General features: G+C 54.0%; 23 protein-coding genes and 1 tRNA gene. 12 read left to right on the forward strand and 12 right to left on the reverse strand.

The features are described from left to right. Positions 1–18: 18 nt before the first annotated feature. Positions 19–339 carry a Dabb family protein gene (locus WJU16_RS13935; RefSeq protein ID WP_341834107.1) on the forward strand — a complete coding sequence of 107 codons (321 nt, stop codon included), beginning with the start codon at positions 19–21 and terminating at the stop codon, positions 337–339. Here the strand turns inward: WJU16_RS13935 and WJU16_RS13940 are convergent. After that, a complete protein-coding gene (locus tag WJU16_RS13940; RefSeq protein WP_341834108.1) occupies positions 326–1027 on the reverse strand; it encodes a DUF2569 family protein in 702 nt (233 codons plus the stop codon). The genes WJU16_RS13935 and WJU16_RS13940 overlap by 14 nt on opposite strands. 110 nt (positions 1028–1137) lie before the next feature. Here WJU16_RS13940 and WJU16_RS13945 point away from each other — a divergent pair, with 110 nt between their 5' ends. Further along, positions 1138–1455 (forward strand): hypothetical protein, encoded by a 318-nt coding sequence (locus tag WJU16_RS13945; protein ID WP_341834109.1) that lies wholly within the window; start codon positions 1138–1140, stop codon positions 1453–1455. Between the two features lie 183 nt (positions 1456–1638). Here the strand turns inward: WJU16_RS13945 and WJU16_RS13950 are convergent, their stop codons facing one another. Beyond that, a complete protein-coding gene (locus WJU16_RS13950) occupies positions 1639–2727 on the reverse strand; it encodes a DUF2891 domain-containing protein (RefSeq protein ID WP_341834110.1) in 1089 nt (362 codons plus the stop codon). 3 nt (positions 2728–2730) lie between these two features. Then, on the reverse strand, positions 2731–3969 hold the full coding sequence (locus WJU16_RS13955; RefSeq protein WP_341834111.1) for a geranylgeranyl reductase family protein: 1239 nt from the start codon (positions 3967–3969) through the stop codon (positions 2731–2733). 64 nt (positions 3970–4033) lie between these two features. On the opposite strand from WJU16_RS13955, the gene WJU16_RS13960 reads away from it, so the two are divergent. Beyond that, on the forward strand, positions 4034–4348 hold the full coding sequence (locus WJU16_RS13960; protein WP_341834112.1) for a YbaB/EbfC family nucleoid-associated protein: 315 nt from the start codon (positions 4034–4036) through the stop codon (positions 4346–4348). A 66-nt stretch (positions 4349–4414) separates the two neighbouring features. Here WJU16_RS13960 and typA read toward each other — a convergent pair whose 3' ends face one another. The 3 genes from typA to WJU16_RS13975 form a co-directional block, all read right to left on the reverse strand. Further along, positions 4415–6229 carry a translational GTPase TypA gene (typA, locus tag WJU16_RS13965; protein WP_341834113.1) on the reverse strand — a complete coding sequence of 605 codons (1815 nt, stop codon included), beginning with the start codon at positions 6227–6229 and terminating at the stop codon, positions 4415–4417. A gap of 209 nt (positions 6230–6438) precedes the next feature. Next, positions 6439–8688: a patatin-like phospholipase family protein gene (locus tag WJU16_RS13970; RefSeq protein WP_341834114.1), complete on the reverse strand. Its 2250-nt coding sequence runs from the start codon at positions 8686–8688 to the stop codon at positions 6439–6441. Positions 8689–8734: 46 nt separating this feature from the next. Then, positions 8735–9772, reverse strand: coding sequence for a COX15/CtaA family protein (locus WJU16_RS13975; protein ID WP_341834115.1), 1038 nt, complete (start codon positions 9770–9772; stop codon positions 8735–8737). 107 nt (positions 9773–9879) lie between these two features. On the opposite strand from WJU16_RS13975, the gene WJU16_RS13980 reads away from it, so the two are divergent. The 6 genes from WJU16_RS13980 (at position 9880) to WJU16_RS14005 (ending at position 14971) form a co-directional block, all read left to right on the forward strand. After that, positions 9880–10491: a ribonuclease HII gene (locus WJU16_RS13980; protein WP_341834116.1), complete on the forward strand. Its 612-nt coding sequence runs from the start codon at positions 9880–9882 to the stop codon at positions 10489–10491. A gap of 76 nt (positions 10492–10567) precedes the next feature. Further along, positions 10568–11995, forward strand: a complete 1428-nt coding sequence (gene rpoN, locus WJU16_RS13985) for an RNA polymerase factor sigma-54 (RefSeq protein ID WP_404980347.1) — start codon at positions 10568–10570, stop codon at positions 11993–11995. Next, positions 11992–12492, forward strand: a complete 501-nt coding sequence (locus WJU16_RS13990; RefSeq protein ID WP_341834118.1) for a hypothetical protein — start codon at positions 11992–11994, stop codon at positions 12490–12492. The genes rpoN and WJU16_RS13990 overlap by 4 nt, the downstream gene beginning before the upstream one ends. Continuing rightward, positions 12492–12662 carry a hypothetical protein gene (locus tag WJU16_RS13995; RefSeq protein ID WP_341834119.1) on the forward strand — a complete coding sequence of 57 codons (171 nt, stop codon included), beginning with the start codon at positions 12492–12494 and terminating at the stop codon, positions 12660–12662. Before WJU16_RS13990 ends, WJU16_RS13995 begins: the two co-directional genes overlap by 1 nt. Positions 12663–12963: 301 nt before the next feature. Further along, positions 12964–13974 (forward strand): recombinase RecA, encoded by a 1011-nt coding sequence (recA, locus tag WJU16_RS14000; protein WP_298707406.1) that lies wholly within the window; start codon positions 12964–12966, stop codon positions 13972–13974. Between the two features lie 412 nt (positions 13975–14386). Further along, positions 14387–14971: an NAD(P)H-dependent oxidoreductase gene (locus tag WJU16_RS14005; RefSeq protein WP_341834120.1), complete on the forward strand. Its 585-nt coding sequence runs from the start codon at positions 14387–14389 to the stop codon at positions 14969–14971. A gap of 229 nt (positions 14972–15200) precedes the next feature. Here WJU16_RS14005 and WJU16_RS14010 read toward each other — a convergent pair whose 3' ends face one another. Further along, positions 15201–15794, reverse strand: coding sequence for a Crp/Fnr family transcriptional regulator (locus tag WJU16_RS14010; protein WP_341834121.1), 594 nt, complete (start codon positions 15792–15794; stop codon positions 15201–15203). Between the two features lie 87 nt (positions 15795–15881). Between WJU16_RS14010 and WJU16_RS14015 the strand changes: the two genes are divergently transcribed. Continuing rightward, a complete protein-coding gene (locus WJU16_RS14015) occupies positions 15882–16352 on the forward strand; it encodes a J domain-containing protein (RefSeq protein ID WP_341834122.1) in 471 nt (156 codons plus the stop codon). Then, positions 16304–17014 (forward strand): hypothetical protein, encoded by a 711-nt coding sequence (locus WJU16_RS14020; protein ID WP_341834123.1) that lies wholly within the window; start codon positions 16304–16306, stop codon positions 17012–17014. The genes WJU16_RS14015 and WJU16_RS14020 overlap by 49 nt, the downstream gene beginning before the upstream one ends. Here the strand turns inward: WJU16_RS14020 and WJU16_RS14025 are convergent. The 3 genes from WJU16_RS14025 to WJU16_RS14035 form a co-directional block, all read right to left on the reverse strand. Next, positions 17014–17087 (reverse strand) — tRNA-Thr (locus tag WJU16_RS14025). The two genes, WJU16_RS14020 and WJU16_RS14025, sit on opposite strands and share 1 nt — an antisense overlap. A gap of 62 nt (positions 17088–17149) precedes the next feature. After that, positions 17150–18217, reverse strand: a complete 1068-nt coding sequence (gene obgE / locus WJU16_RS14030) for a GTPase ObgE (RefSeq protein ID WP_341834124.1) — start codon at positions 18215–18217, stop codon at positions 17150–17152. Positions 18218–18329: 112 nt separating this feature from the next. Continuing rightward, entirely contained in the window at positions 18330–18917 is a 588-nt protein-coding gene (locus tag WJU16_RS14035; protein WP_341834125.1) for an adenylate kinase, read from the reverse strand. Between the two features lie 362 nt (positions 18918–19279). Between WJU16_RS14035 and WJU16_RS14040 the strand changes: the two genes are divergently transcribed. Then, complete coding sequence (locus tag WJU16_RS14040) at positions 19280–22273, forward strand: glycoside hydrolase family 3 N-terminal domain-containing protein (protein WP_341834126.1); 2994 nt, start codon at positions 19280–19282, stop codon at positions 22271–22273. A 134-nt stretch (positions 22274–22407) separates the two neighbouring features. On the opposite strand, the gene WJU16_RS14045 is transcribed toward WJU16_RS14040, so the two are convergent. After that, positions 22408–22878, reverse strand: a complete 471-nt coding sequence (locus WJU16_RS14045; RefSeq protein WP_341834127.1) for a hypothetical protein — start codon at positions 22876–22878, stop codon at positions 22408–22410. A gap of 386 nt (positions 22879–23264) precedes the next feature. Beyond that, entirely contained in the window at positions 23265–25043 is a 1779-nt protein-coding gene (locus WJU16_RS14050) for a RagB/SusD family nutrient uptake outer membrane protein (RefSeq protein WP_341834128.1), read from the reverse strand. Positions 25044–25054: the final 11 nt, after the last annotated feature.

Consider the following 25054-nt stretch of genomic DNA (forward strand, 5'->3'; position numbering starts at 1 on the left):
GTTCTAAATCAATCGGCCATGTCATCAAACAAATTCGTGCACGTTGTTAATTTTTATCTTAAACCCGGCCTGAGCGCAGCGGAAATCAAGACATTTGAAGAAGGCGTGAGCACGCTTGAGAAAATCGAAACACTGATCATGTTCAACGTCGGCAAACCCGCCGAAACCGACCGCCCGGTGATCGACAAAAGTTACAGCTACTGCCTGCTCACCGTCTTCAATGACGAAGCGGGGCACGATGTTTACCAGGATCATCCCGTGCACCTCGCGTTCATCGAGCGCTGCAACGCACTCTGGGACAAAGTTGTCATATTCGACTCTGTAACTATTCCACAATAAAACCCGCAACAGAAGGGAGCCTCATGGCTCCCTTTTTTTCTTCTTCTTCAAAATCAAAAGTAATAGTATTCGCTTCGTGATTGACCAGGCTGGGATGCGGCAGCACGAAAGTAACTTTCGATTTTTCCGACTTCAACACGTACCAGGCCACCAGCCCCATGATTCCCCAGCTGTAGATAACGCGGATAATTTCCCTGTCTGTAAGGATTTCTGAAAAATCGGCCCACATCAGTGACAGTAGTATCACGATCAACCCCAGCCCTTCCACGCCGATAAACATACCGGTGATCACCCGTGGGAATATATCCCGTTTGCGGTAGTACAAAAAGATACAGAAAACAGTCCCGGCGAAGGATAGTGTTTGCAGTAATACCATAAAGAAAATCATGGCGTAAATCGGAACAACCAGTTCTGGCATGGATTGAACAGAAGCGCCTATCTGCTCCCAATAGTTTTCGCCCCAGATTTCCGATTTGACCAGTTCGCTCAGGCTACCGATCAGCCGCATAAACAGAAAAACACCTACCAGCACCATGCCGCCCGAAAACGCTTCCGGATAAGGCGTGGGGTAAACAGGCGTCAGCGATTTGCGGTATATAAATGATGCTATGGCTATCCAAACTACCAGTCCGAGCAGGAGTAAGAGCGGGGATAAATACTGAAAATCAGCGGCTTGAGATGGTTCCATGTAAAAGTATTACAAATTATGGTACGGGATATTCTTCGATGATCAGGCTATGGTGCGGAACGGTAAATGTTTCGCGGGAGCGATCAGAGAAGTCGATGTAATATAGAAAAATGGACGCTAAAATCCCTCCCAGCCCGGATCCCTATCAAGAACCTGGGATCAACCTGGCGGCCGAGGAGGAAGTTGGCGAAACCAGTGTCGAGCAGCCAAATGATGCCGGAACCAATGAAAAGCCAGGACGCGGCTTTCGGAAAAATATCCCGCTGTTTGAAGAAAAGATGGGTTACGAAAATGGGCGCCACGATGTTGACGCCGTAATGGAATATCTCCGCGTAAATGAGGGTGACGCCGGGCGCGAAGCGTTCCGTGCATGCTGTGATTGTAATTCACTTGCCCCGGGAAGTTATCCATCCAGGGTTCGCTGCTGAAAAACTGGATCGTCATCCAAATGATGCTGAGTGCCACAGCGATGAGGAGCACGGAGATGAGTCCGGGGGCTGCCCATGACGGAGCAGAATACGTTAGGGAACAAAGGATACAGGGTATGATTTTCGGTTTATAAGCCGAAAGATACCCTGTATCTATAAAATTTTCCGTTGATTTTAGGTGGATTATTCTACCGTTAGCGCATATACGGCGAAGGTGGCCAGCCAGTGCTCGCCGGCGTAATCGCCGCTGGCAACGTGGGGCAGCGCGGCGCGCAGGTGTTGGGAGGCCAGCTCGCGGATGGCGGGGGCGCGGTCGCCGGCGTGGCGGGCGATGCCGTAGAGGCACCAGGCGCGGGAGAGATTAAGGCCGTCGAGGTGCACCAGTTTACCGTCGGAACGGTCGTTCACCCTGGCGATGCGGAATAGCGGTTTTTGCTGGAAGAGCCCTGGCAGGAAGCGTTTCAGCCAAACTTTGTATTCCGCTGCGGGAAGGATGCGCCACATGAGATCCGCTTCCTCGAGGCAGGGCGAAAGGAAGTCGTAGCCGCCTGGTTCCCAGTTGGCGGGGCAATCGCGGTCGTTTACATAGAACCGCATGGCGGCGGTGCGGATGGAAGATTGCAGCGCGGTATCTTTGGCGGTGGCGGCGTAATCCCAGGCGAGGCGGAGGCCGAAAGCGAGGTTGGTATGTTCTCCCACGCGGATGGGATAAGCGATTTTCTTGAGGAAATCGCGCCAGGAAACGCTGAAATACCGGGCCATGGGCGCGATGTTGCGGGAAAGCTCCCGGGCGAAGGGGTCGTTCCAGGTCAGCAGTTCGTTTTGCAGCTGGAGCAGCCAGCTCCACCCGTAAATCCGCTCGAAACCTTTATTTTCTTTATTGGCGAAAAGCAACAGCTCTTTGCGGATATTGTCTGCCGTGAGGTTTTGCGACAGCTTCTCCCGGATCAGCGCGGCATTCGGCAGGTTCGGGTACGTTTTCAGCAGGCGCACCAGCATCCAGTGGCCATGAACGCTGCTGTGCCAGTCGAAACATCCGTAAAACGCGGGATGGTATTCGATGGGTTTTTGAATGAGGCCCGAATCGGAGAAAACGATGCCCGTTTTGTAAGGGAACTCATGCTGCATGCATTTCAGCGGGAGCCCGGAAAGATGTTCGGCGCCCGCCTGCGTGAGGCGCAGGATGCCGTTTTGTTCGTCGTAAAATTTCGTCTGTGCTTTAATGGTGGTAGAGGCCAAAAGTCCGGCCAGCAGAAAAGTAATTCTCATCATTGGTTACCGGTTCAAAATCAGTTTGATGTAAAAGGATGGTTTGGTTAGTTTTTTTCGGAGATCCACTTCGTAGAACATGCTCGAAATCACGTCGCGGAGTTGTTTGTTGCGGGTGCCGGCTTTCATGAGCAGGTTGAAGAGGCGCGGATAACGGACGAGCCTTTGCAGCTTCGTGCTGAGCCGCAGTTCCGCCCCGAGGACGCGCTGGATGGAAGCGTCGTAGGCCAATAACTTCGCCACGGAAAAATCCCCGGACTGCAAACATTCCACCGCTTGTTTAGCGGCGATCGCCCCGCTATAAATGGCATTGCCGATGCCTTCGCCTGTAAATGGATCGATGAGGAAAGCGGCATCGCCCACCAGCATCCAGCGCTCGCCGGAAAGGCGGCGGGAGCGGGATCCTAGCGGCAGGCCGTACCCTTCCACGGGGCTCACGGGTTTTGCGGAACGGAATCTTTCCGAAAATACCGGGTCGGACTGGAGGGTTTCGTGCAAGAGGGTTTTGAGGTTCACCTTGCGGCGGCGCATCGTGTCGGAAGGCATATCGATCCCGACGTTGGCTTCGCCGTTGGGCAGCGGGAAGATCCAGAGGTACCCCGGCAAGAGATTCTTCAGGAAATGCAGCTCGATGTAACTGTGATCGTGCATGCCCGTTACCCCGGTATAATAAGCCCTCACGCCCGCAGCGTAATGCTTCGGCTCCATGCGGATGCCGGCCACGTCTTTCGTAAAAGCGGAATGCGCCCCGTTGGCCACGATGATCATCTTGGCGGAAATGCGCAGCGTCTCTTTTGCGTCAGACAACTCATATCCTTCCGGCGTGGGCGTATAATTGTCGATGGATTTGCCTTCGATCAGCTGCACATTTTTGCATTGCCGCAGCTCATCCACCAAAAAGTTATCGAAATGAATCCGCTTGCAAACAAAGCCGATCGGCGCGTCTGTAGCAGGGTTGTAATTGGGTTTGTAGGGAACGTCCATGCCAGTGCGGCCGGGGGCCACGAACGTCACGCCCCAGCTGTTCTCTTTTTCGGCGAAAGCCTGCAACCGCTGCCCGATGGCGGGATCGATGCGGTTCAGCCCCGCGATCACTTTGCCGCTCAGGCCATCACCGCAAACCTTGTCGCGGGGGAACACCGCTTTATCGACCACCACGCAGGAAATGCCCAGCCTGTCGAGCTGGAGCGCCGCGGCCGCGCCGCCAGGGCCGGCTCCGATAATACATACATCCGTGATTATCATAACCGGCAAGATACATATTCTGCCGCCGCCCCGGAAAATTTATCTTTGCGGCAAACCTGATCTTATGTTTGGAGATTTGTTAGGAAAGCTGCAGGAAGCGCAGCAGAAAATGCAAGAAAGCAAAGAGCGCCTGCGGCACGTTCTGGTCGACGGCGAAGCCGGCAACGGCACGGTGAAAGTAGTTGTAACGGGCGGCCGCGAAGTGCGGAGCGTGGAAATCGATCCGGCGTTGCTGGCGGCGGAGCGTAAAGAGGAGCTGGAAGACCTGCTCATTACGGCGCTGAACCGCGCGCTGAAGCAGGCGGAAGAAACCTGGGAAGCGGAAATGAAAGGCATGGCCGGCGGAATGCTGGGCGGCATGGGCCTTCCCGGGATGTAAGGATAAAAAAGAACCGGGCTGTAATGGCCCGGTTCCGTTATCCTTATTGCGTGATTCTACAATTCATCAGTTAACCTCTTCAGCTTTCAGCATCTTCTGGAACTTCTTCCGCTCTTCTTCGTCAAGGATGGTTTTGCGCATACGGATGTGGTTCGGAGTTACTTCGATGCATTCGTCCTGCTGAATGTACTCCATACATTCTTCCAATGTCATCAGAATCTTGGGTGCGATATTGGTAGCCGCGTCGCTTCCGCTCGCGCGCATGTTCGTCAGTTTCTTGCCTTCGTTGGGGTTTACCACGAGGTCACCGGGTTTGTTGTTTTCGCCGATGATCATGCCACGGTAAACCTCTTCTCCCGGATCCACGAAGAAGGAGCCACGGTCCTGCAGTTTATCGAGGGAATAACCGGTGGTGGTACCACCTTCTTTCGCGATCAGCACGCCATTGCTACGACCGGGGATGGGGCCTTTCCAGGGTTTGTAGTCCATGAAACGGTGCGCCATTACGGCTTCGCCGGCAGTGTTGGTCAGCATCTGGGTACGGAGGCCGATAAGTCCGCGGGAGGGAATTTCGAACTCAATATGCTGCATTTCGCCTTTGGTTTCCATGATGAGCATTTCACCTTTGCGGCGGGTCACCAGGTCGATCACTTTGGAAGCGAATTCCTGGGGAACGTCTACCACGAGGGTTTCATAAGGCTCGCATTTCTTGCCGTCAACTTGCTTGAGGATTACCTGCGGCTGGCCAACGGTCAGCTCGTAGCCTTCACGGCGCATGGTTTCCACGAGTACGCCCAGGTGGAGGATACCGCGGCCGTAAACCAGGAAAGAGTCGGCGGAGTCGGTGTCTACCACGCGGAGGGCGAGGTTTTTCTCGGTTTCTTTGATGAGGCGGTCGCGCAGGTGACGGGAAGTCACGAACTTGCCGTCTTTACCGAAGAAAGGCGAGTTGTTGATGGAGAACATCATGTTCATGGTGGGCTCGTCTACGCTGATAACGGGCAGTGCCTCAGGGTTTTCGAAGTCAGCGATGGTGTCGCCGATGCCGAAATCTTCCAGGCCTACCACGGCGCAGATATCACCGGGGTATACTTCTGTAACACGCTTCTTGCCGAGCGACTCGAAGATGTACAGTTCGCGTACACGGGATTTCTTGATCGTACCGTCTACCTGTACCAGCGAAATGGGCTGGTTTTCAACGATGGTACCGCGGGTCACTTTACCTACGGCGATACGGCCGAGGAAGGTGCTATAATCGAGAGAGGTGATTTGAAGCTGGAGGGAACCTTCCGCGATCTTCGGTTGAGGAACGTGGGTCAGGATACCGTCGAGGAGGGGAAGGATGTCTTCACGGGCGGTCAGCGAATCGTTGAACCAGCCGTTTTTACCGGAACCGTAATAGGTCGGGAAGTTCAGCTGTTCTTCGGTTGCGTCCAGGTTAAAGAAAAGTTCAAAAACGGCGTCATGTACTTCGTCAGGGCGGCAGTTCGGTTTGTCCACCTTGTTGATTACAACGATCGGTTTCAGGTTGAGCTGCAGCGCTTTCTGCAGTACGAAGCGGGTCTGTGGCATGGGGCCTTCGAAGGCATCCACCAGCAGGATCACACCGTCCGCCATTTTCAATACGCGCTCTACCTCACCACCGAAGTCGGCGTGACCCGGAGTGTCAATAACGTTGATTTTCACTCCTTTATATTCAACAGATACGTTTTTGGACAGAATCGTGATGCCGCGTTCCCTTTCCAGGTCGTTATTATCCATGATCAGGTCTCCCGTTTCCTGGTTGGCACGGAAAACGTTTGTAGAATGTAAGATTTTGTCTACCAGGGTCGTTTTGCCGTGGTCTACGTGCGCGATGATAGCGATGTTTCTGATTTGCATGACAATGAGTAATTTAGCCGTTTCCGAACCCCTACCCGGTATCATGTTTTAACCGGAGAAACCCGAAAGAAGGCGCAAAGGTACGAATAAACATGCGAATTTGGTGCCACCCTGTCATAAATAACCCGGAAATAACAGAATCCGGACATTTGTCCAAACGGCTATAAGCGAGAAGGATACGAATATGCTTGAAATATGATGGATGCGGGTTAATCTGATGTCATACTCCCGCCCAGTGCGGCATCCAGCTGGCGGAAGGACTGCTGGTTGGCGGGGTTGTCCAGCGCCCGGGCAATGTCCAGTTTCTCCCTGGGCGTCAGGTGCCAGCTCAGGGCCGCCGCCTTGTCCGCCTGCTGCGGAACGTACTGGAAAATCAACCGGGTAAACTTCCCCGGGAAATTCCCTTCCATATAATTAATAAGGTGATCCTGGTCGAAATCCTGCATGCTCGTCCAGTGCCGCTGCATGGAAAACAGGGGCTCGAAGAGCAGGTCGCCCAGGTCTTTTTTCTGTTTAATGGGCGATACGTCGTTTTTCCGCGAATCCCGCAGCTGGATGAAGATCACCCCGCCCGTGTTTTCATTGATCCATTTCCGGAAATTATACAGGAAGCGCAAGCTGGTTTCCTGCCCGAAATTATCGCTGATGCCGGCATCCATTACGTCCACGATGGGATTGCTCGGCAGGAATACGTTCGGCAACACATATGGGAAAGTGGCGCTCATGCGGATGGCGCTCGTGACCCGCAACTCGTTCGCGTCCTGGTTGGCGAAGAATTGCCCGAAGTCCACCCCGTCCACATCCCGCATGCTCCGCGTGGGGTAGCGGTACTCCGGCGCGCAGAGGTAGCTCACCGGCTGGGGCGACATATACAACCGGCGCCCGTCGGCATTGATCGACGCGCACCAGATCAGCATGGGGATCCGCGCCTCCAGCTCCGGCTGGCGGTATTCGCCGAGTTTCTTATTGAGGATATGATCCGTGTTCAGGTTCAGCTGCATTTCGAATGCATATCCACGGTCTTTGGCGTAGCTGTTTTTCCCGATGTCAAAATGCCGGAATGGCGTGATAAAATCGTTCACGGCAAACGAACTGAACACGGAGTTCAGCAGGTCTTTTGAAATTTTCTCGCAATACGAGCTGTCGTACAGGTTGCGCGCAGTTGGCATGCGTCCTTCCTGCTGGCGGAGGTACAGCTCGCGGAAATAAGTGGCGCCCATCATCCCGCCGGAGGCGCCGGTGATGAGCATGGTGTGGTTGATCAACTGGCCTTTGAGCAGGCTGTCGTACCGTTGCAATACGTTCATCGTCCACGCGGCGGAACGGCTGCCGCCGCCGCTGGTGTTGATAACGATGAGCGGGGGCTTGCTGCCGGCTGGGAATCGTTTTTTCCAGTTTTCGAGTATCTGGCGGGTGTGTTTCCGGTCGGCTTCGGCGCGGGCGGCGGTAAAGAATTCCTGCAGGTGCGGAACGCTGTAGGCGGGGCGGCTTATCTTATCGGTGTAATCGAGCCCGTAGGCTTTGTTGCGGTTATCAAGCCATTGGTTTTTGACCATCCAGTTGAGGCCGAGGATCATGGCGATCACGACCGGGATGGCCCAGCTTTCGAGCAGGTAGGCGTAAGCGCCGGCCACGCCGATGAGGAAGGCGAAAAAGATAAGGACGCTCGCACCCGCGGGGATGCGGAACGCGGGGAAATCCATCAGGTAAGCCATGATGACGAGGAACACCAGCGCCAGGCCTATCGTGATCATAGCCGCGAAATGGTGCTGGCGGAAGATGTTATCGAGGTAATGTTTGTTGTAGTGGCCTACGTTCCGGGCCCGGCGGATACGCCAGGGGCTGGAGAAGTAGCTGAGTACCGGGAGCGCGTTTTCGTCGTGTTCCTGGTTGGGGATGAGCACCGTGCGCAGGAAGTTCCGCGGGTTCCCGAATTTCCGCATCAGCCGGCGGCCGATATTTTTATCCGCGTTGAAGAAATAGAAAAACGAAACGAACAGGATGGCGAGGTATCCGCAGATAAAACCCTCCGCCAGCAGCAGGATCTGCGGGATGGAATTGAGCTCCTGCCAGCGCTGGTACTGCCATCCGCGCCACAGCAGCATCAGCAGGAACGCGACGGGGATGATGGAATTATTGAGGCAGTAACGCGAAAAAGGTTGCGAGGTGGTGGCCAGGAATTTGAATCGGCCGCTGTGCAGGATGAACGTGGTGATGTTCCAGCTCATGGTGAAGATGGCCGCGGCCACACCCATCACGGTGGTGCTGTAGAAGTTTACTTTTCCCATGTATTCGGGCGCGAGGTACAGCGCGTCGCCGCCGTAGGTTTTCGCGAAGCCGCCATTGATTGTGCTGAACAGGATCGCCCAGAAGATCAGGAGCACCTGGTACTTGCGGAAATGCAGCAACAGCAGCTGGATGGGAAAGGAATAGAAGAATCTTGACCAAAATCTTTTCACCTCAGTAAATTAAGGAGAAAATCGGCAATGGAAAATTAATAATATGTCAACGGCGCAGCGGCAACGTCAGGAAGTGTGCCCATACCATCACCATCAGCAATCCCATGCCTACGAACTGGTGTGCCAGTGCAAAGGCCAGCGGGATTTTCACGTTGGCGTTGAGCACGGTGAGCACGCCGAGGAACACCTGCAGCAAAACGGTGAACAACGCGGCGGCGCGGGCTCCCTGCAGCTGCGGCACTTTATAGGAACGCAGGTACCACACGGCGATGAGTATAATTAATAAGTAAGCCAGTCCGCGGTGGATGAAATGAATGGTAATGGGATTGTGGGTGATATCCGCCCAGAATCCTCCCTGTGCAAACATCCCCGGCGGCACGGCGTACCCGTTGATCGACGGCCAGGTGCTGGCGGCCAGCGCGGCGTGGAGGCCGGCCATAAACGCGCCGTAGATCAATTGCACGACCAAAATACCCAGGACCCACCCCGAAAGCCTCCGCAACACCGGCGCTTCAACGCGGTGCGATGCCGGCAGGCTGAGCTTCAGCGCAAACCAGAGCACGTACCACAGCAATCCCAGCGCGGCGATAAAGTGCCCGGCCAAACGAATGTGGCTCACGTAAAGGTCTTCCTCGTTCAGCCCGCTTTGCACCATGATCCAGCCGATGCCGCCCTGCAGGCCGCCCAGGATGAAAAGGACCACCATGGGCCAGATCATGCTGCGGTCGATGGTTTTTTTGACGATGAAGTAAATAAACGGAACGAAAAACACGACGCCGATCAGGCGCGCCCAGTTGCGGTGGAGCCATTCCCAGAAATAGATCCATTTGAAGTCCGTCAATGTAAAATGACTGTTGATATATTTACTCTGGCCGATTTCCTGGTATTTGGCGAAAGCCTCCTGCCAGGCGGCTTCGTTCATGGGCGGAAGGGCGCCCAGGATGGGCTTCCATTCCGTGATGCTCAGGCCGCTGCCCGTGAGCCGGGTGATGCCCCCCAGCAATACCTGCACGATGATCATAGCCACCCCGGTATATAACCAGATGACGATGGCACGGTTCCCTTTTGTTTGCTGCATGTCCATAAATCTGCAATATTAGGCCGAAATTCGATCCGGGGAGGATGATTTTTATCAATTCGGGAATCATTCGGCCGGTTTTTGTAATTTTAGCGGCAACAAAACCAGTAACCTTGCTGCTGCCTTATTTTCAGGACGAACTCACGGAAGCCGGATGCGATGAAGCCGGAAGGGGTTGCCTTGCCGGGCCCGTGTTCGCCGCGGCGGTTATTTTGCCGAGGGATTTCAGCCATCCTTTCCTCAACGATTCCAAACAAATGACCGAAGCGGACAGATACGCGCTGAGAACTATCATCGAAACCCAGGCGGTAGCATTCGCCGTGGCCAGTGTCGATAACGAGGAAATTGATAAGATCAATATCCTGAAAGCCTCATTCAAAGCGATGCACATCGCTTTGGCACGATTATCGCTACAGCCCCAGTTGTTACTCATCGATGGTAACCGGTTCACCCCCTATGGCAATATCCCGCATACCTGCATTATCCAGGGCGACGGAAAATATGCATCCATAGCTGCAGCATCGGTGCTGGCAAAAACATATCGGGACGAATACATGCAAAACCTGCATAATCAATTCCCGCATTATGGCTGGAAAGACAACAAAGGTTATCCGACCCGCCAGCACAGAGACGCTATCCGGTCCCACGGCGACACGATCTATCACAGACGATCCTTCCGCCTGTTGCCGGACCAGCTGAGTTTGGACGGGGAGGAAAAGTGGTAAAAAGGAACGAGCCATGTTAAAGCAGACGCAACAACAGAAATTATTACAGAAACTGTCGCCCCAGCAGATTCAGCTCATGAAACTGCTGCAGGTCCCGACTGCCAATCTGGAAGAGAGAATCAAGGAAGAACTGGAAGAAAATCCCGCGCTCGAATACAGCGAAGACGGCTCCACTCCCGACGATGAAATGGAAAAACCCGCCGAAGAGTTCGAATCCTCGTCCGAAGACGAGTTTGAACCCGATGGCAGCGAAAGCGAATACGATAATATCGATATCTCCGAATATGTTTCCGAAGGCGATGATGAAATTGCGGACTACAAACTGAGGGACGACAACTATCCCGATCCCGACGAGTCGCGCACCATGCCCATCCGCGTGGAAACGACCTTTCACGACCACCTGCTCGACCAGTTGGGGCTCCAGACTTTGGACGAGCGCCAGCGCCGCATCGCCGAGCAGATTATCGGATCGATCGACGACGACGGGTACCTGCGCCGCGAAGCGTCCGCCATCGTGGACGACCTTTCTTTTTCCCAGAATGTGGAAACCGATGAGGAAGAAATCCGCCAGTTGATCAAACTGATCCAGACTTTCGATCCTCCCGGCGTGTGCTGCGCCGACCTGAAAGAATGCCTTTTGCTCCAGCTGCGGCGCAAACCGCAGGACGACGAAGGCGTGGTCAACGCCACCCGCATCCTCGACGATTACTTCGACGAGTTCACCAAGAAGCATTACGAAAAAATACAGCGTTCGCTGAACCTTTCGGACGACGACCTCCGCGAGGCCATCGGGCAGATCATCAAGCTGAACCCCAAACCGGGCGCCAACCACAGCGTGCTCAACAAGGCGGAAAGCTACGTGATCCCCGACTTCTTCATATTAAATAATAACGGCAAGCTGGAATTGTCGCTCAACAGCAAAAACGCGCCCGACCTCCGGATTTCGGAGGGCTACCGCGAAATGCTGAAGGAATACGACCGGGGCGACAAGAAAGACAAGCGCCAGAAGGAGGCGGTTTTGTTTATCAAGCAGAAGATCGATGCGGCCAAATGGTTCATCGACGCCATCAAGCAGCGGCAGCATACTTTGCTGAGCACGATGGAAGCGATCATGAATTACCAGCACGATTTTTTCCTGACGGGCGACGAAACCACGATGAAGCCCATGATCCTCAAGGATATAGCGGACATTACCTTGCTCGATATCTCGACGGTGAGCCGCGTGGCCAATAGTAAATATGTACAAACGGAATTCGGCACATTCAAGCTGAAGTTCTTTTTCTCCGAATCGCTCAGCACAGACAGCGGTGAGGAAGTATCGACCCGCGAGGTGAAGAAGATCCTGGCCGACATGATCGGCGGGGAGAACAAGCGCAAGCCGCTGAGCGACGAGAATCTCACGAAGATGCTGCAGGACAAGGGTTACAACATCGCGCGGCGCACCGTGGCCAAGTACCGGGAGCAGCTGAACATCCCGGTGGCGCGTTTACGCAAGGAATTATGATGACATTCATGGAAGAGCAGAAAACGAATTTTTCGCCCGTGACGAGGGCAGTGGCGAACGTATTTTCCTACGTTTTGCATCCTTTATTTATCCCGCTGCTCGTGACTTTTTTATCGGTAACGGCGTTGCCGGAGTTTTTCACGGCGTTCCGCAGCAATAGTTTCCGTTGGGATTACGACGTGTTGTTCATCCGGGTGACGGTGGCGAGCGTGTTGTTCCCGATGCTGGTAGTGGCGTTGTCGAAGGCGCTGGGTTTTGTGGGGAGCATTACGATGCGCGACCAGAAAGACAGGATTATCCCTTATGTAGCTTCTATAATATTTTACTTCTGGGCGTTTTACACGTTCAAGCGCGAGGGAGCTAGCCCTGATTTCTACAATGCTTTCTGGCTGGGGGTGTTTTTGGCGGTGGTGATTTCTTTTGTGGCGAACAGTTTCGTCAAGATCAGCATGCACACTGTAGGCTGGGGGGCGTTGTGGGTTATTTGCTTTGCCTGATGGGCGATATGGGCATGAATGTGTCTTTGCCGCTGGCGGGGGCGGTGTTGCTGGCCGGTATCGCGGGCACGTCGCGCCTGGTGCTGGATGCGCATACGCCGCGGGAGGTCTGGTCGGGCTTCATCGTGGGTATCCTTGCGCAGGTTGGCGCTTACTGGATCGTAGGCTAGTGCGGGGGGGCGGCCGACGGGAGAGCCTTGATGGAGCCGCCGTTGCGTCGCACACTTTTAATTTTCTCTTCTTTTTTCAGCATTTTGGAAATTTCTTTTCACTACGCAGATTCTGTGCGTAGCGGTGTTGCAATTTTGTATTGTCAACGCCGGGATGCATACTATTAAAATTAGCATTAAAAACAAAATGCTAAATTTTTTAGGAAGATATCCGGAAATAGTTTTACCTTGCAGTACCAAGCTGAGAATGCGAAAACAAACACAAACAAACCTTAATACTGACTCATTAATTCAAACTGATATGTCAAACGCCAATACAGAAAAGCTGAAGGCCCTTCGCCTTACCATGGACAAAATCGAGAAGGATTTCGGAAAGGGATCCGTGATGATGATGGGAGAAAAAGCGGAGGCGCCAATGGAAGTTATTTCCACGGGTTCGCTGGGGCTGGATATTGCCCTGGGTATTGGCGGGTTCCCGAAAGGCCGTATCATAGAGATATACGGGCCTGAATCTTCGGGTAAGACGACGGTCGCAATTCATACGATTGCAGAGGCGCAGAAGAAAGGTGGCATTTGCGCCATTATTGACGCGGAGCATGCTTTCGATAGTTCATATGCCCGTAAGCTGGGCGTGGATGTGGATTCCTTGTTGATTTCACAGCCTGACCATGGTGAGCAGGCCCTGGAAATCGCCGACCGGTTGATTCTTTCCGGCGCGGTGGATGTAGTGGTGATTGACTCGGTGGCGGCGCTGGTGCCGAAAGGCGAGCTGGAAGGCGAGATGGGCGAGAGCAAGATGGGTCTTCAGGCCCGCCTCATGTCCCAGGCGCTGCGTAAGCTGACGGCGACCATTTCTAAAACGAATTGCTGCTGCATTTTCATCAACCAGCTGCGTGAAAAGATCGGCGTGATGTTCGGCAATCCGGAAACCACGACCGGGGGTAACGCACTGAAATTCTACGCTTCCGTCCGCCTGGACATTCGCCGGATGAGCCAGATCAAAGACGGCGACGAGGCGGTAGGTAACCGTGTGAAGGTGAAAGTGGTTAAAAATAAAGTAGCACCTCCCTTCCGGATGGCAGAGTTCGATATCATCTTCGGCCTGGGCATCTCGAAAGCCGGTGAGCTGATCGATATGGGTGTGGAGTATGGTATCATCCAGAAGAGCGGTAGCTGGTTCAGCTACGAGGGCAACAAGCTGGGGCAGGGCCGCGACGCGGTAAAACAGCTCCTGCTCGACAATCCTGAAGTGGCTACCGAAGTAGAAGCCAAGATCAAAGCGAAACTCGCCGAAGCCGCGGCTAGCGCTTAAAACGGCGCGGCGGACCGCTGCATCTGTTCGGAAGTGATCACCACAACTAACGTTGCTTAAGTATGGTCTCCTCAATTGTTCGGAAGTGATAACCATAGCCGCAGTCGCTCAAACGAGAGCCGCCGCTGACAGGGAGTAGTAACCGACTTCCACAAAAACAATACGATGAAGCAGCTTTGCCCCGGCAATGATGCATCTAAATAAAACAGCAAAGATTTTACATACGTTTTTTAAACGTTTGTTTGGGTTAGTAAAGTAACAAGAGGTCCGTTTTCTAACGGACCTTTTTTATGCTTCCCTGCCCTGCCGTCATCGCAGACAATGATATCGCACCACCCGGCAGCACAAACAGTCATTCCTTTTATTGATATATATCAAAAGAATCACCCATTCCGTTTTTCACCTTTGTATCATGAAAGCGAAGAACATCCTCGTCATCCTCGGGCACCCGAATTCCGAAAGCTTCTGCGGCGCGCTCGCCGGCGCCTATATAAAAGGAGCCTCCGCCGCAGGGCACGCCGTTCGCGTGCTGCGCCTCGGCGAAATGGTGTTTAACCCCGACCTCCATCAGGGCTACCGCGCCCGCACCCCCTGGGAACCCGCCCTCGAAGCAGCCTGGGCCGATATCCAGTGGAGCGAACACATGGTCTGGATCTACCCCACCTGGTGGGGAACGATCCCCGCGCTGATGAAAGGATTTATCGACCGGGTATTCCTCCCCGGAAAAGCTTTCAAATACCGCGAAAATTCCCCGCTCTGGGATAAACTCCTGAAAGGAAAATCAGCCCGGCTCATCACTACCATGGATAGTCCCCTGTGGTACAACTGGCTCATATACCACAACGCCGGCCATCGCGCGATGAAAAACGCCACCCTTAAATTTTGTGGCGTCAAACCCGTGAAAATCACCGCCTTCGGAAAACTCCGCTGGCAACAAACACCAGCGCGGGAGAAAATGCTGTCCAAAGTGGAAAATTTAGGCGGGTTTGGCAAGTAGGGACTAAAACTATAAAGATGATTATTACGTTTATTATTCAGGACCGTGTAATAAGAAAAGTATATGCATACACGTGATTTGTTCCAGTTACCCCCCGTTCACCAGGTTAATACAGTGCTTTCGAGCGTCCAGAAAAGAGAAAACCCGATATAAGCTTTTGAGAGTCAATTAGACATGAAAAAAATTGTGCAGGCATTCCGGAAGGAATGTTTGCACAACCCCAAATCCTCTAACCACGGATACGGCTCAACGTTTCGGCAGACATACCCAGGAAAGAAGCCACATACTGCAAAGGTACACGCTGCAATAGTTCCGGCTGCTTTTCCAGTATCTCCAGGTAACGCTCCCGCGCCGACAAAAAACGCATCGAACGAAGCTCCTGGTCCTGTTGTAAATAATACTGGCTGATCATCAGCCGCCCCAATCGTTCGATCTCATGAAACTCGCTGTACAGGCGCTCCAGGTCTGCGTAGGATATGGAGATGATTTCACTTTCTTCCAGCGTTTCGATGTTGTAATACGCAGGCTTGCCGCTCAGCAGGCTGTCCATCGCGCAAATCACGCAACGCTCCATCCCCAGCAACAACGTAACTTCCCGGTTTGCCTGCTGGAAATAACTGCGCACCAATCCTTTCGATACGATAAAAAGATGCGTAGCCGGCCGGCGGGATTGCTGCAGCAGGTGTTTTTTGGGAAAGGCATCTAGCAACAGGCAGTGGCTGAGCGCTTCCCGCGCCGCAACAGACAAGGGAGACACCGCCGCGAAATAATCCAGCGCACGTTCAATATCGGGAGAGCAGGAGAATGTGGATTCCATCAACATGAAGGTAACATATTTGCCAATCAGCCGCCGATTCGTACATTTATTGCCGCTATTTATCGACCTTATACCAGCAACTTCATTCCCGGTATGCCGACATTATACCAAATCCTGGGCGTCCCCGAAAATGCGACGCCCGCATTCATGAAAACCGCCTTCCGGAAGCTCTCGATGCAATATCATCCGGATCGCAATCCCGGCAATCCCGCCGCGGAGGCACGGTTTCGTGAAGTGCTGGAGGCATACCGCATCCTGTCCGATCCCGACGATCGGATGCGCTATGATCGTCAGCTCGCCTGGAGCCGCATGCCACCTCAACAGGCGAGTAATCAACAAACCCAGTCACAGCAACGCCATCATCATACCCAGCAACGGCAATCGGCCGCGAATCCGCCTCCGCCCGCCGCGCCTCCGCCGCGCCCGTTGCCCTGGAAATTTATGGCAGCCAGCCTCGCTGGCTTAATCCTTTTTTTGTTGGTCTATACCTGTTTGGCCCCAAACCGGATTTGCCGTTGCCGGACAACGAGCGGCCGACGTCTGCTTCCCGTGAGCTTCCGTTGAATGTTTCACCCGGCGACGAAATTCATTTTTCCACCGGCGACAAGCTTACCTATCAGGCCTGGCGAAGTTCTTTCGCGCACCTCCAATACAATGAATCGTGGCAGTCGTTCGGAACGAAGCCTGTGCCGGCACTGTTCGTTACTTTATACCAGGCTGCCGACCGCAGGCATTACAGGGATTACGTTTTTTTGCGGGAGCCGGATGGAAGCCTTCGGCAGGTTTTCCGCTACCAGGGTGGCAATTACCGCAGGGGCACCCTGAACCGGTTGTATTTCGGGACAGACGTAGAACCGGAGAGTTGCGGCACCTGCGAAATAGAGAATTTACCCCACCCGGGGATTGCCGGTATTTACCTGCGCGAAACACAGGACGGCTACCGGTTTGGTATGGCTACGCCAGAACATGATACGAGGATACGTGCCAACCTCGCATGGCTGGCGGCGAATCGTCATATCAACGGGGAGACGCTTGCAAGGGAATTTCTCCGCCAGGTGCTGACCTGGCATTTCCTGCATCATGGCGATTTTTCGGCCGAAGCCGTTTTCCGGGAATACTACATGCAGCCGGATGTGGATCTGCGCTGGGAGGAAATTGCGCGATTTATCGCTATATATGAAAATAAAATAGCCTCCGACGTTGCAATACGCGCGGAGGCTATTTGAGCCACCCATCGGAATCGAACCGACGACCTGTTATTTACGAAACAACCGCTCTAACCAGCTGAGCTAGGGTGGCAGGTATGCAAAAATAATGTCCGGGACGAAATAAACTGCATCCGTCCGAAAAAAAATCTTCGCCTACGCTTCGGTGAAATCTTCATCTGATGCTTCCTCATCGTCTTCTTCGCTGGTATCCATCGGGGCGCGGTTTTGCGCAGCCTCCACGGAGAGCGCATCCCAGAGGATGTCTTTCAATTCCTGCAGTCCTGTTTGTGTGACGGCGGAAATGAATACGTGGGGCACGTCTGCCGGGAGCTCAGCGGAAATGGCTTCCTTCAGTTCCTCGTCGAGCATGTCGCTTTTGGAAATGGCGATGAGGAACTGTTTATCGAGGAGCTCGGGGTTGAATTGTTCTAGCTCGTTGAGGAGGATGTCGAATTCTTTTTTATGATCGGTGCTGTCTGCCGGGATTACGAATAGCAGCACGGCGTTCCGTTCGATGTGCCGGAGGAACCGGTGGCCGAGGCCTTTCCCTTCGTGGGCGCCTTCGATGATGCCGGGGAGGTCGGCCATGCAGAACGAGCGGTCGTCGCGGTAGGGTACCATGCCCAGTTGTGGCGTGAGGGTGGTAAAGGCGTAATTCGCGATTTTAGGCCTGGCGGCGGTGATGCTGGAGAGGAGGGTAGACTTTCCGGCATTGGGGAATCCCACCAATCCAACGTCGGCCAAAACCTTGAGTTCCAGGACCTTCCACCCTTCCAGGCCGGGTTGGCCGGGTTGGGCGTATTCGGGCGCCTGGTTGGTGGGGCTTTTGAAATAAGCGTTCCCGCGGCCTCCCTGGCCGCCGGGCATGAAGATGATCTCTTCGCCATCGCGCAGCACTTCGGCTTCTACTTCCCCGGTTTCCTCGTCGCGGACGATGGTGCCGAGGGGCACTTCAATCACGATGTCTTTCCCATTGTGGCCGGTGCAGTTGTCGCCGCTGCCGTTTCCGCCGTTTTCGGCCAGTACGTTTTTATACCAGCGCAGGTGCAGCAAGGTCCACAGCTGGGCGTTGCCGCGCAGGATGAGGTGGCCGCCGCGCCCGCCGTCGCCGCCGTCGGGGCCCGCCAGCGCCTTGAATTTGGTGCGCATAAAATGCTTGCTGCCCGCGCCGCCGTGGCCGGATTTACAAAATACCCTGATATAGTCTACAAAATTCTCCATGTGTCAACATTTGCCGGTCCGGGAGGTCCGGCAGTAAAAAGCAAAACGCAAAGATCGTAAAGTTTGGCTTTACCTGATCTTTGCGTTTAAATATGATGCAAAACGGGCAGTGCTATACGCGAACGCCCACCAGATCGTCGATTTCTTTGCTCAGCGAATCGAAAATATTCTCGATCGTGCCTTCGCCTTTGATTTTCTTCAGCTTGCCGTATTTGGCGTAATGATCGGCCACGGGAGCGGTTTTGTTATGATACTCCACGATGCGTTTTTTCACCACATCCTCGCTGGCATCGTCCGACCGGCCGGAGGTCTGACCGCGCTCCAGGAGGCGGCGAACCAGCTCATCTTCAGGTACTTCGAGGCTCAACACGGCGGAAATAGCCGTTTTCTTGAGGGAGAGCAGCTTATCCAGCGCTTCCGCCTGGGCGGTAGTGCGCGGAAAACCGTCGAAAATGAAGCCGCGGGCTTCCGGATTGGCGTCCAGTTTGGAGGAAATCATGCCGATTACCACCTCGTCAGGCACCAGTAGGCCCTGGTCCATCACTTTCTGCGCCTCGATCCCCAACGGCGTTTTCGCCGCGATCTCGGAGCGCAACAGGTCGCCGGTGGACAGGTGAAGCAATCCGTACTTTTCGATAATGTTGGCACTCTGCGTTCCTTTCCCGCTGCCGGGAGGGCCAAATAAAATTAAATTGACCATGTGTTGCTGATAAAAATTCACCGCAAGCAATAGACTTGCGCTTGTTTACAGGTTCATTTAAAGACGTTTCTTCTTACAGACAGCGCCCTAAAAAGGTTCATCTACCCACGAACCGTAAGGTGCAAATATAATAAGAAATTGAATGAGTTGGTAATTAAAATTGTAATTACTGAATTCTCACAAAGGTATTAGTCAAATTAGTAAACGTAATTCAATAAAACAAGGAAAATCGTAGACGGCGTTTAAATCGCGCGAATGACCGGCGAACCACCTGTCCCAAAGATATATTTGTTTAATGCAATGCGTTCGCCGTCAGTCAATTCCCGCTCGCGCATGCACACAATTTTTGTTATGTTTATGACATGATGAGATTAATAACGGTAGCAGGGCTAAGCGGACTGCTTATGGCGGCTTCCGCCCGGCCGGAAAACATCCATGCGAAATCATTCCCCCATACGGAAATCACCCTGCAGGCCCGCCCGGGTCCCGGACCGGCGGAGCGATGGGCCGACAGCGTTTTCAACTCCCTCAGCCATGAGGAAAGGATCGCCCAGCTGATCATGATCCGCGTGCATTCCAATCTTGGCGCCGACCACGTGGCCGCCGTGCTCAACGATATCAGGAATGTGAAAGTGGGAGGGATCGTTACCTTCCAGGGCGGCCCCGGCCGGCAGGCTAATCTCGTCAACCGGCTGCAGGCCACCAGCAAAACGCCGCTCCTCGTGGCGGTAGACGGTGAATGGGGCCTGGGCATGCGGTTCGTCGACAGCGTCATCGCCTTCCCCCGCAACCTCATGCTGGGTGCCGTGCAAGACAGCGCCCTCATCTACGAAGTGGGCAAAGCCATCGGCGAACAATGCCGCCGCATGGGTATCCAATACAACTTCGCGCCGGTGCTCGACGTCAACAATAATCCCGAAAACCCCGTCATCAACGACCGCTCTTTCGGCGAAGACAAATACCAGGTGGCGCGCCTTGGCGTGGCCATGATCAAAGGCATGCAGGACGCGGGCATCCTCGCCTGCGCCAAGCACTTCCCCGGCCATGGCGATACCGATGTAGATTCCCACCATGATCTCCCCGTGATCCGGAAATCGCTAGCCAGCCTCGATTCCCTGGAACTGTATCCCTTCCGCCGCGCCATCGAAGCCGGCGTTGCTTCGGTGATGATCGCACACCTGAACGTTCCAGCCATCGATAACAAAGCCAATACGCCTACATCCATCTCCTACAAAACCGTTACCGACATGCTGAAGAAAGACATGGGTTTCGACGGCATTGTGGTGACCGACGCACTGGAGATGCAGGGCATCCGCAAATATTACAGCAACGGCCAGGAGTCGCTGCAAAGCCTGCTCGCTGGTAACGATCTCATGGAACTTCCTTCCACCGCAAAGGGCAGCGTGCAGGCCATCGCCGCCGCCATCCGGAAAGGTCAGATCTCCCGGGAAGAAGTCTATATGCGGGTGAAGAAAATCCTCCGCGCCAAGTACGAAACCGGCCTTGCCAATGTGCAAGCGATCGATCCCGTTAACATCGCGAAAGACCTGAACGCCGAAGTACTGCCGCTCCGCCGCCGGATCTCGGAAGCTGCTATCACCGTTCTTCGGAACGATAATCACCTGTTGCCCATGTCGCCCGTTGCGGGCCGGCAGAAAATCGCCGTGGTGGCGGTTGGGGTTGACGGTGGAAATAATACGTTCCTCAACGCCGTGCGCGCCCATCGCCCCGACGTAGCCGGCTATGTGTTCAGCCCCCGCCAAACCGAAGCGCAGATCGCCGGGATGGTGAAAGTGCTGAAACGCGACTACGACGCCGTGATCGTGGCGCTGCAGGATTACAGCCGCCGGCCCGCCAATAATTATGGCATCACCCGCGCGGAAAGGGCCGTCATCAAACAGATACAGGAGGAAATGCCCGCCGTGACCGTGGCCTTCGGCAATCCTTACGCCATCCGTTATTTCTGCGAAGCGCCCACCATCATCGCGGCATATGAGGACGACAGCATCACCCACCGCGCCGCGGCCGACGTGATTTTCGGCAAGTTACCACCCAAAGGAAAACTGCCCGTCACCGTTTGTGAAAATTTCCCATTCGGTACCGGACTTAGCAGTCTCGTTCCTGAAACACCGGCCGTGTCTGTTTTGCAAACCGTTGAGCCGGAAAGTGTCGGGATGAGCAGCATCGTTCTGCAAAGGCTCGATTCGCTGGCCTACGACATGATCGCGCAAGGCGCCGCCCCCGGTTGCCAGATCCTGGCGCTGAAAAATGGCAAGCTCGTTTATCATAAAAACTTCGGATTCTATGATTACAGCCAGCGGGAAAAAGTAACCGACAGCTCAGTATACGACCTTGCTTCCGTGACGAAAATCTGCGCTACCACTTTGTCTGTCATGAAGTTGTATGACGAAGGCAAGCTCCAGCTCGACGCCACGCTCGGCACTTACCTGCCCTGGGTGCGCGGTACCGACAAAGCGCGCCTTACCATCCGCGACATTCTCCTGCACCAGGCCGGGTTAGTATCATATATTCCTTTCTACAAAGAAACCCTCATGCCGAACGGCTGGCCTGACACGCTGCTGTTTGCCGCCCACCAGGATTCGATGCACACGGTCCGCGTAGCGGAAAACCTCTACATGCAGGAGCGCTATATCGATACCATGTTCCGCCGGATCCTCGACAGCAAAGTGCTGCCTGCCGGCCGCCAATATATTTACAGCGACAATGATTTCATTTTCCTCGGCAAGATCGTAGAAGCGCTGACGGGTCAAACGCTGGACCACTATGTGCGCGAAACGTTCTATGAGCCCCTCGGGCTCGAAACCACCGGCTTCGAACCGCGGAGCCGCCTGGCGCTCACACGGCTGGTGCCTACAGAGTTTGAATCCAATTTCAGGGTGCAATGGATCCGCGGCGACGTACATGACCCCGGCGCCGCGATGTTCGGCGGGGTAGCCGGCCATGCAGGGTTATTTTCCAGCGCCGGCGATCTCGGCAAACTCGTGCAGATGCTCATGAACGGCGGTGCTTACAACGGCGTGCAATACATCCGCCCCGCAACCATCCAGATGTTTACGGGATACCATTCCGGCATCAGCCGCCGGGGGCTGGGGTGGGATAAGCCGGAGAAGGACAATGCGAAAAGGAAAGACCCTTATCCCTGCAAGTCATGCTCGCCGCAAACGTACGGGCATACCGGGTTTACCGGCACCTGCGTGTGGATAGATCCGCAATCCAGCCTGGCATTCGTTTTCCTGAGCAACAGGGTTTGCCCGAACGGGGGATCGAACTACAAATTGTCGTCGCTGAAAGTGCGGGAGAACATGATGGAAACCCTTTACCAGGCGATGTTATAGCATCATAAAGGAACTAAATTGACAGGGCCCGCCGGATGTGCGGGCCTTTTAGTTTTTCGTGTTAACAAAAACAGGCAGCCGGAGAACAAGTCACGGGCTGCCTGTGAGGGATGACAGGGCTGGAAGGCCTGGGGTTATTCGACAGACACGGCGCGGTTCACCATGTACTGCGTCTTGATAACAACGGATTTTTCCAGTTTATTTTTTCCATTTCTGATTTCAAAGGTATAATCGCCGTCTTCCAGCTTTTCGAGGTTGTAACGGCCAACAAACCTGGGTGAAGTCAGATCAAGCGCTTCTTTGTGGAGCGTGTTATTGTTGGTGTCTTTAATGTACAGGGTGAGTTTGTCCTGCATGGGATTGTCGATCTGTACGAGGAATCTGAGCCCGCGGGCGCCATCCTGGGAGATATCGATTTTGCATCCTCTTTGCGCCATGTAGCTGGCGCCTTCGGGTGCTTTTTCTCCACGGGTTTCACGTTTGGCGGGTTCTTCTGTCGCATAGGCGAAGGCGCGATCCTGTGCGAAAGCCTGCATCGAAATGCCGATTACCAGTAATGCTGCCGTAAAAAATCGTTTTGGAGCCGCAACAAATGTCTTTTTCATTGTCTTAAATGTTTAATAGTTAACTTCTCTGGATCAGTAAGTGCGTTTACATTGACGACACAAAGGTCCAGCAGTGTCATTAAGCCAACATTAAGTGGACATTAAGTAAATGTGAGCAGATCGTTGATTTATTGTTATCGATAGTTAATTGCTCGAACGGAAATCACTGTGCCTGGGGTAGGTTCGGTCTGTCTGTAAGCTGCTGACGGGCTAAAATTGTTAATCATCTGTTAATCAGGAAGACGAATGTACAACTTAACATTATACAAAAATCAAAACGCCTGAAATATTTTTCGTATAAGATAGCGTATAGAATACACAAACGCCGCCAACCCGGGAAGGCGGCGGCGTTTTGTGGGCTATTGTCTTATTTTGATAATTGATTGTTAATTATAACCCGGGTTTTGTTTGATTAAATCGTTCCGCCGGATCTCCGCCGCCATGATCGGCAGCAGGTAATGCTTGTTGGAGAAAACGCGGTCCTGCCCGCTGTTCACCACTTTGTAAGTCCAGGTGTAGGTGTTGTCGGGGTTCAGTTTGCCGAAGATGTCGATCGCATTGGCGGGGCCGGAAAACACTGTTTCGGCGATCATCCAGCGGCGGGCGTCATAATAACGGTGATCCTCGAAAGCCAGCTCGTAGCGGCGCTCGTAACGCAGCCCTTCGCGGAGCGCATCACCCGCCACCGTGTTGGCGAATGCGGGCATGCCGCCACGGGTGCGGATCTCGTTAATGTAAACGCGCGCTTCATCATGCCGGTTCAGCTCGATCAATGCTTCCGCTGCGTTCAGCAGGATCTCGGAATAGCGATACCAGGGCCAGGCCTGGTCGCCGCGGAAAAACTGCGCGTCGAGTGTAATGTCCATGAACTTGCGGATATAATACCCCGTGTAGGTACCATTCCAGTTTTCGATAGCGCTGCTGCGCGTATCGAGGCCGGCTTGTACGGTGATGGCGCCTTGTGCGTTTTTCTTCTCGAAACGCGCGGTCTGGATCTCACCTACGGGATCGAGCGCGATCGCGTCGCTGGGGCGTTTCTTCCACTTGGCGCCGTTATACAAAATCGTTGCGTAGAAGCGCGGATCGCGGTTGGCGTAAGGGTTTGCGGCATGCGTGGCGTTGGCCCAGCTGAAAGGCGTACCGTCCGCCATCTGGTAGCCGCTCACGAAATTTTCCAACGGAACGTTCCCGCCCCAGTTGTGATAGCCGTTCGGACCATTGTACAAGTCGTGCGAGGTGCCCTGGAACTGGCGGTTGAAATACCGCGCGAAAATGATCTCCGAATTATCCTTGTCCAGAAACACACGGGTGTAGTTGTCGGTGGCGTTGGACGTGGGTTTGTAAAGGGAGAAAACGTGCTCGTCGATGATCGCCTTTGCGGCATCGTACGCTTTTTGGTAACGTTCCGCTTTCTGTGCGTCGGAGCTGTTCACATAACCGCGATACGCTTCGGCGGCAGTAATGTTCTGCTGGCTGAAAAGGGGGCTGGCCGCAAACAGCAGCATGCGCGACTTCAGCGCCATGGCGGCGTATTTGGTGGCGCGACCGGGTTGTTCGTGTTTGGGAGGAAGGATGCCTGCGGCCTTGTCGCAATCTTCTACGATAAAATTCACGCACTCCTCGAAGGAACCGCGGGGGATCATCATTTCATCGCGATTCTCAAGGGAAAAGGGTTTTTTCACGACGGGAACCCCACCCCAGAAGCGCACCAATGTGTGATAAAAATATGCGCGCAGATAATGCACTTCCCCGATCAGCCGCTGCCGCAGCGCTTCGTCGGTAAACGGCGCCTGGCCTACCATCTCGAAGAAAATATTGCAGTTGCGGATCGCGCGGTAATATTTCTGCCACTCGCCGTATCGGTCGTTGAACGCACCAAGGTCGTCGGCCGAAAGCGCTTCAGTTACCGCCGTCTGCGTCCCGTAATTATGGATGAAACGGCTTTCATCTGAAACGGAACTGAGCATTACCTCCGTAAAGCCATGCCGCTTCTGGAGATACAGGTTGTTAACGTAAGCCACCACCAACGCGGGGTCTTTCCAGACGTCCTCGTCTCGGTAATCGTTCAGCGGCTTCTTATTCAGTATGTCTTTGTTGCACGCGCCGGATACCAGGAGCATCGCCGCGAGGAACATATATGTAAAGTGTTGGATTAATCTTTTCATGACGCTAGTTT

Origin of the sequence: Chitinophaga pollutisoli, assembly GCF_038396755.1 — a bacterium.
Lineage (GTDB): Bacteria > Bacteroidota > Bacteroidia > Chitinophagales > Chitinophagaceae > Chitinophaga > Chitinophaga pollutisoli.

Bases quoted from the DNA above. Each gene is read 5' to 3' on its own strand.
- WJU16_RS13995 (WP_341834119.1), top strand. From the start codon at position 12,492: ATGGGCGATATGGGCATGAATGTGTCTTTGCCGCTGGCGGGGGCGGTG.
- WJU16_RS13940 (WP_341834108.1), bottom strand. From the start codon at position 1,027: ATGGAACCATCTCAAGCCGCTGATTTTCAGTATTTATCCCCGCTCTTA.
- WJU16_RS13955 (WP_341834111.1), bottom strand. From the start codon at position 3,969: ATGATAATCACGGATGTATGTATTATCGGAGCCGGCCCTGGCGGCGCG.
- WJU16_RS13990 (WP_341834118.1), top strand. From the start codon at position 11,992: ATGATGACATTCATGGAAGAGCAGAAAACGAATTTTTCGCCCGTGACG.
- WJU16_RS14050 (WP_341834128.1), bottom strand. From the start codon at position 25,043: ATGAAAAGATTAATCCAACACTTTACATATATGTTCCTCGCGGCGATG.
- WJU16_RS14015 (WP_341834122.1), top strand. From the start codon at position 15,882: ATGCCGACATTATACCAAATCCTGGGCGTCCCCGAAAATGCGACGCCC.
- WJU16_RS13945 (WP_341834109.1), top strand. From the start codon at position 1,138: ATGGACGCTAAAATCCCTCCCAGCCCGGATCCCTATCAAGAACCTGGG.
- WJU16_RS14005 (WP_341834120.1), top strand. From the start codon at position 14,387: ATGAAAGCGAAGAACATCCTCGTCATCCTCGGGCACCCGAATTCCGAA.
- WJU16_RS14040 (WP_341834126.1), top strand. From the start codon at position 19,280: ATGATGAGATTAATAACGGTAGCAGGGCTAAGCGGACTGCTTATGGCG.
- recA (WP_298707406.1), top strand. From the start codon at position 12,964: ATGTCAAACGCCAATACAGAAAAGCTGAAGGCCCTTCGCCTTACCATG.
- typA (WP_341834113.1), bottom strand. From the start codon at position 6,229: ATGCAAATCAGAAACATCGCTATCATCGCGCACGTAGACCACGGCAAA.
- WJU16_RS14045 (WP_341834127.1), bottom strand. From the start codon at position 22,878: ATGAAAAAGACATTTGTTGCGGCTCCAAAACGATTTTTTACGGCAGCA.
- rpoN (WP_404980347.1), top strand. From the start codon at position 10,568: ATGAAACTGCTGCAGGTCCCGACTGCCAATCTGGAAGAGAGAATCAAG.
- WJU16_RS13950 (WP_341834110.1), bottom strand. From the start codon at position 2,727: ATGATGAGAATTACTTTTCTGCTGGCCGGACTTTTGGCCTCTACCACC.
- WJU16_RS13935 (WP_341834107.1), top strand. From the start codon at position 19: ATGTCATCAAACAAATTCGTGCACGTTGTTAATTTTTATCTTAAACCC.
- WJU16_RS14035 (WP_341834125.1), bottom strand. From the start codon at position 18,917: ATGGTCAATTTAATTTTATTTGGCCCTCCCGGCAGCGGGAAAGGAACG.
- WJU16_RS13975 (WP_341834115.1), bottom strand. From the start codon at position 9,772: ATGGACATGCAGCAAACAAAAGGGAACCGTGCCATCGTCATCTGGTTA.
- obgE (WP_341834124.1), bottom strand. From the start codon at position 18,217: ATGGAGAATTTTGTAGACTATATCAGGGTATTTTGTAAATCCGGCCAC.
- WJU16_RS13960 (WP_341834112.1), top strand. From the start codon at position 4,034: ATGTTTGGAGATTTGTTAGGAAAGCTGCAGGAAGCGCAGCAGAAAATG.
- WJU16_RS14010 (WP_341834121.1), bottom strand. From the start codon at position 15,794: ATGTTGATGGAATCCACATTCTCCTGCTCTCCCGATATTGAACGTGCG.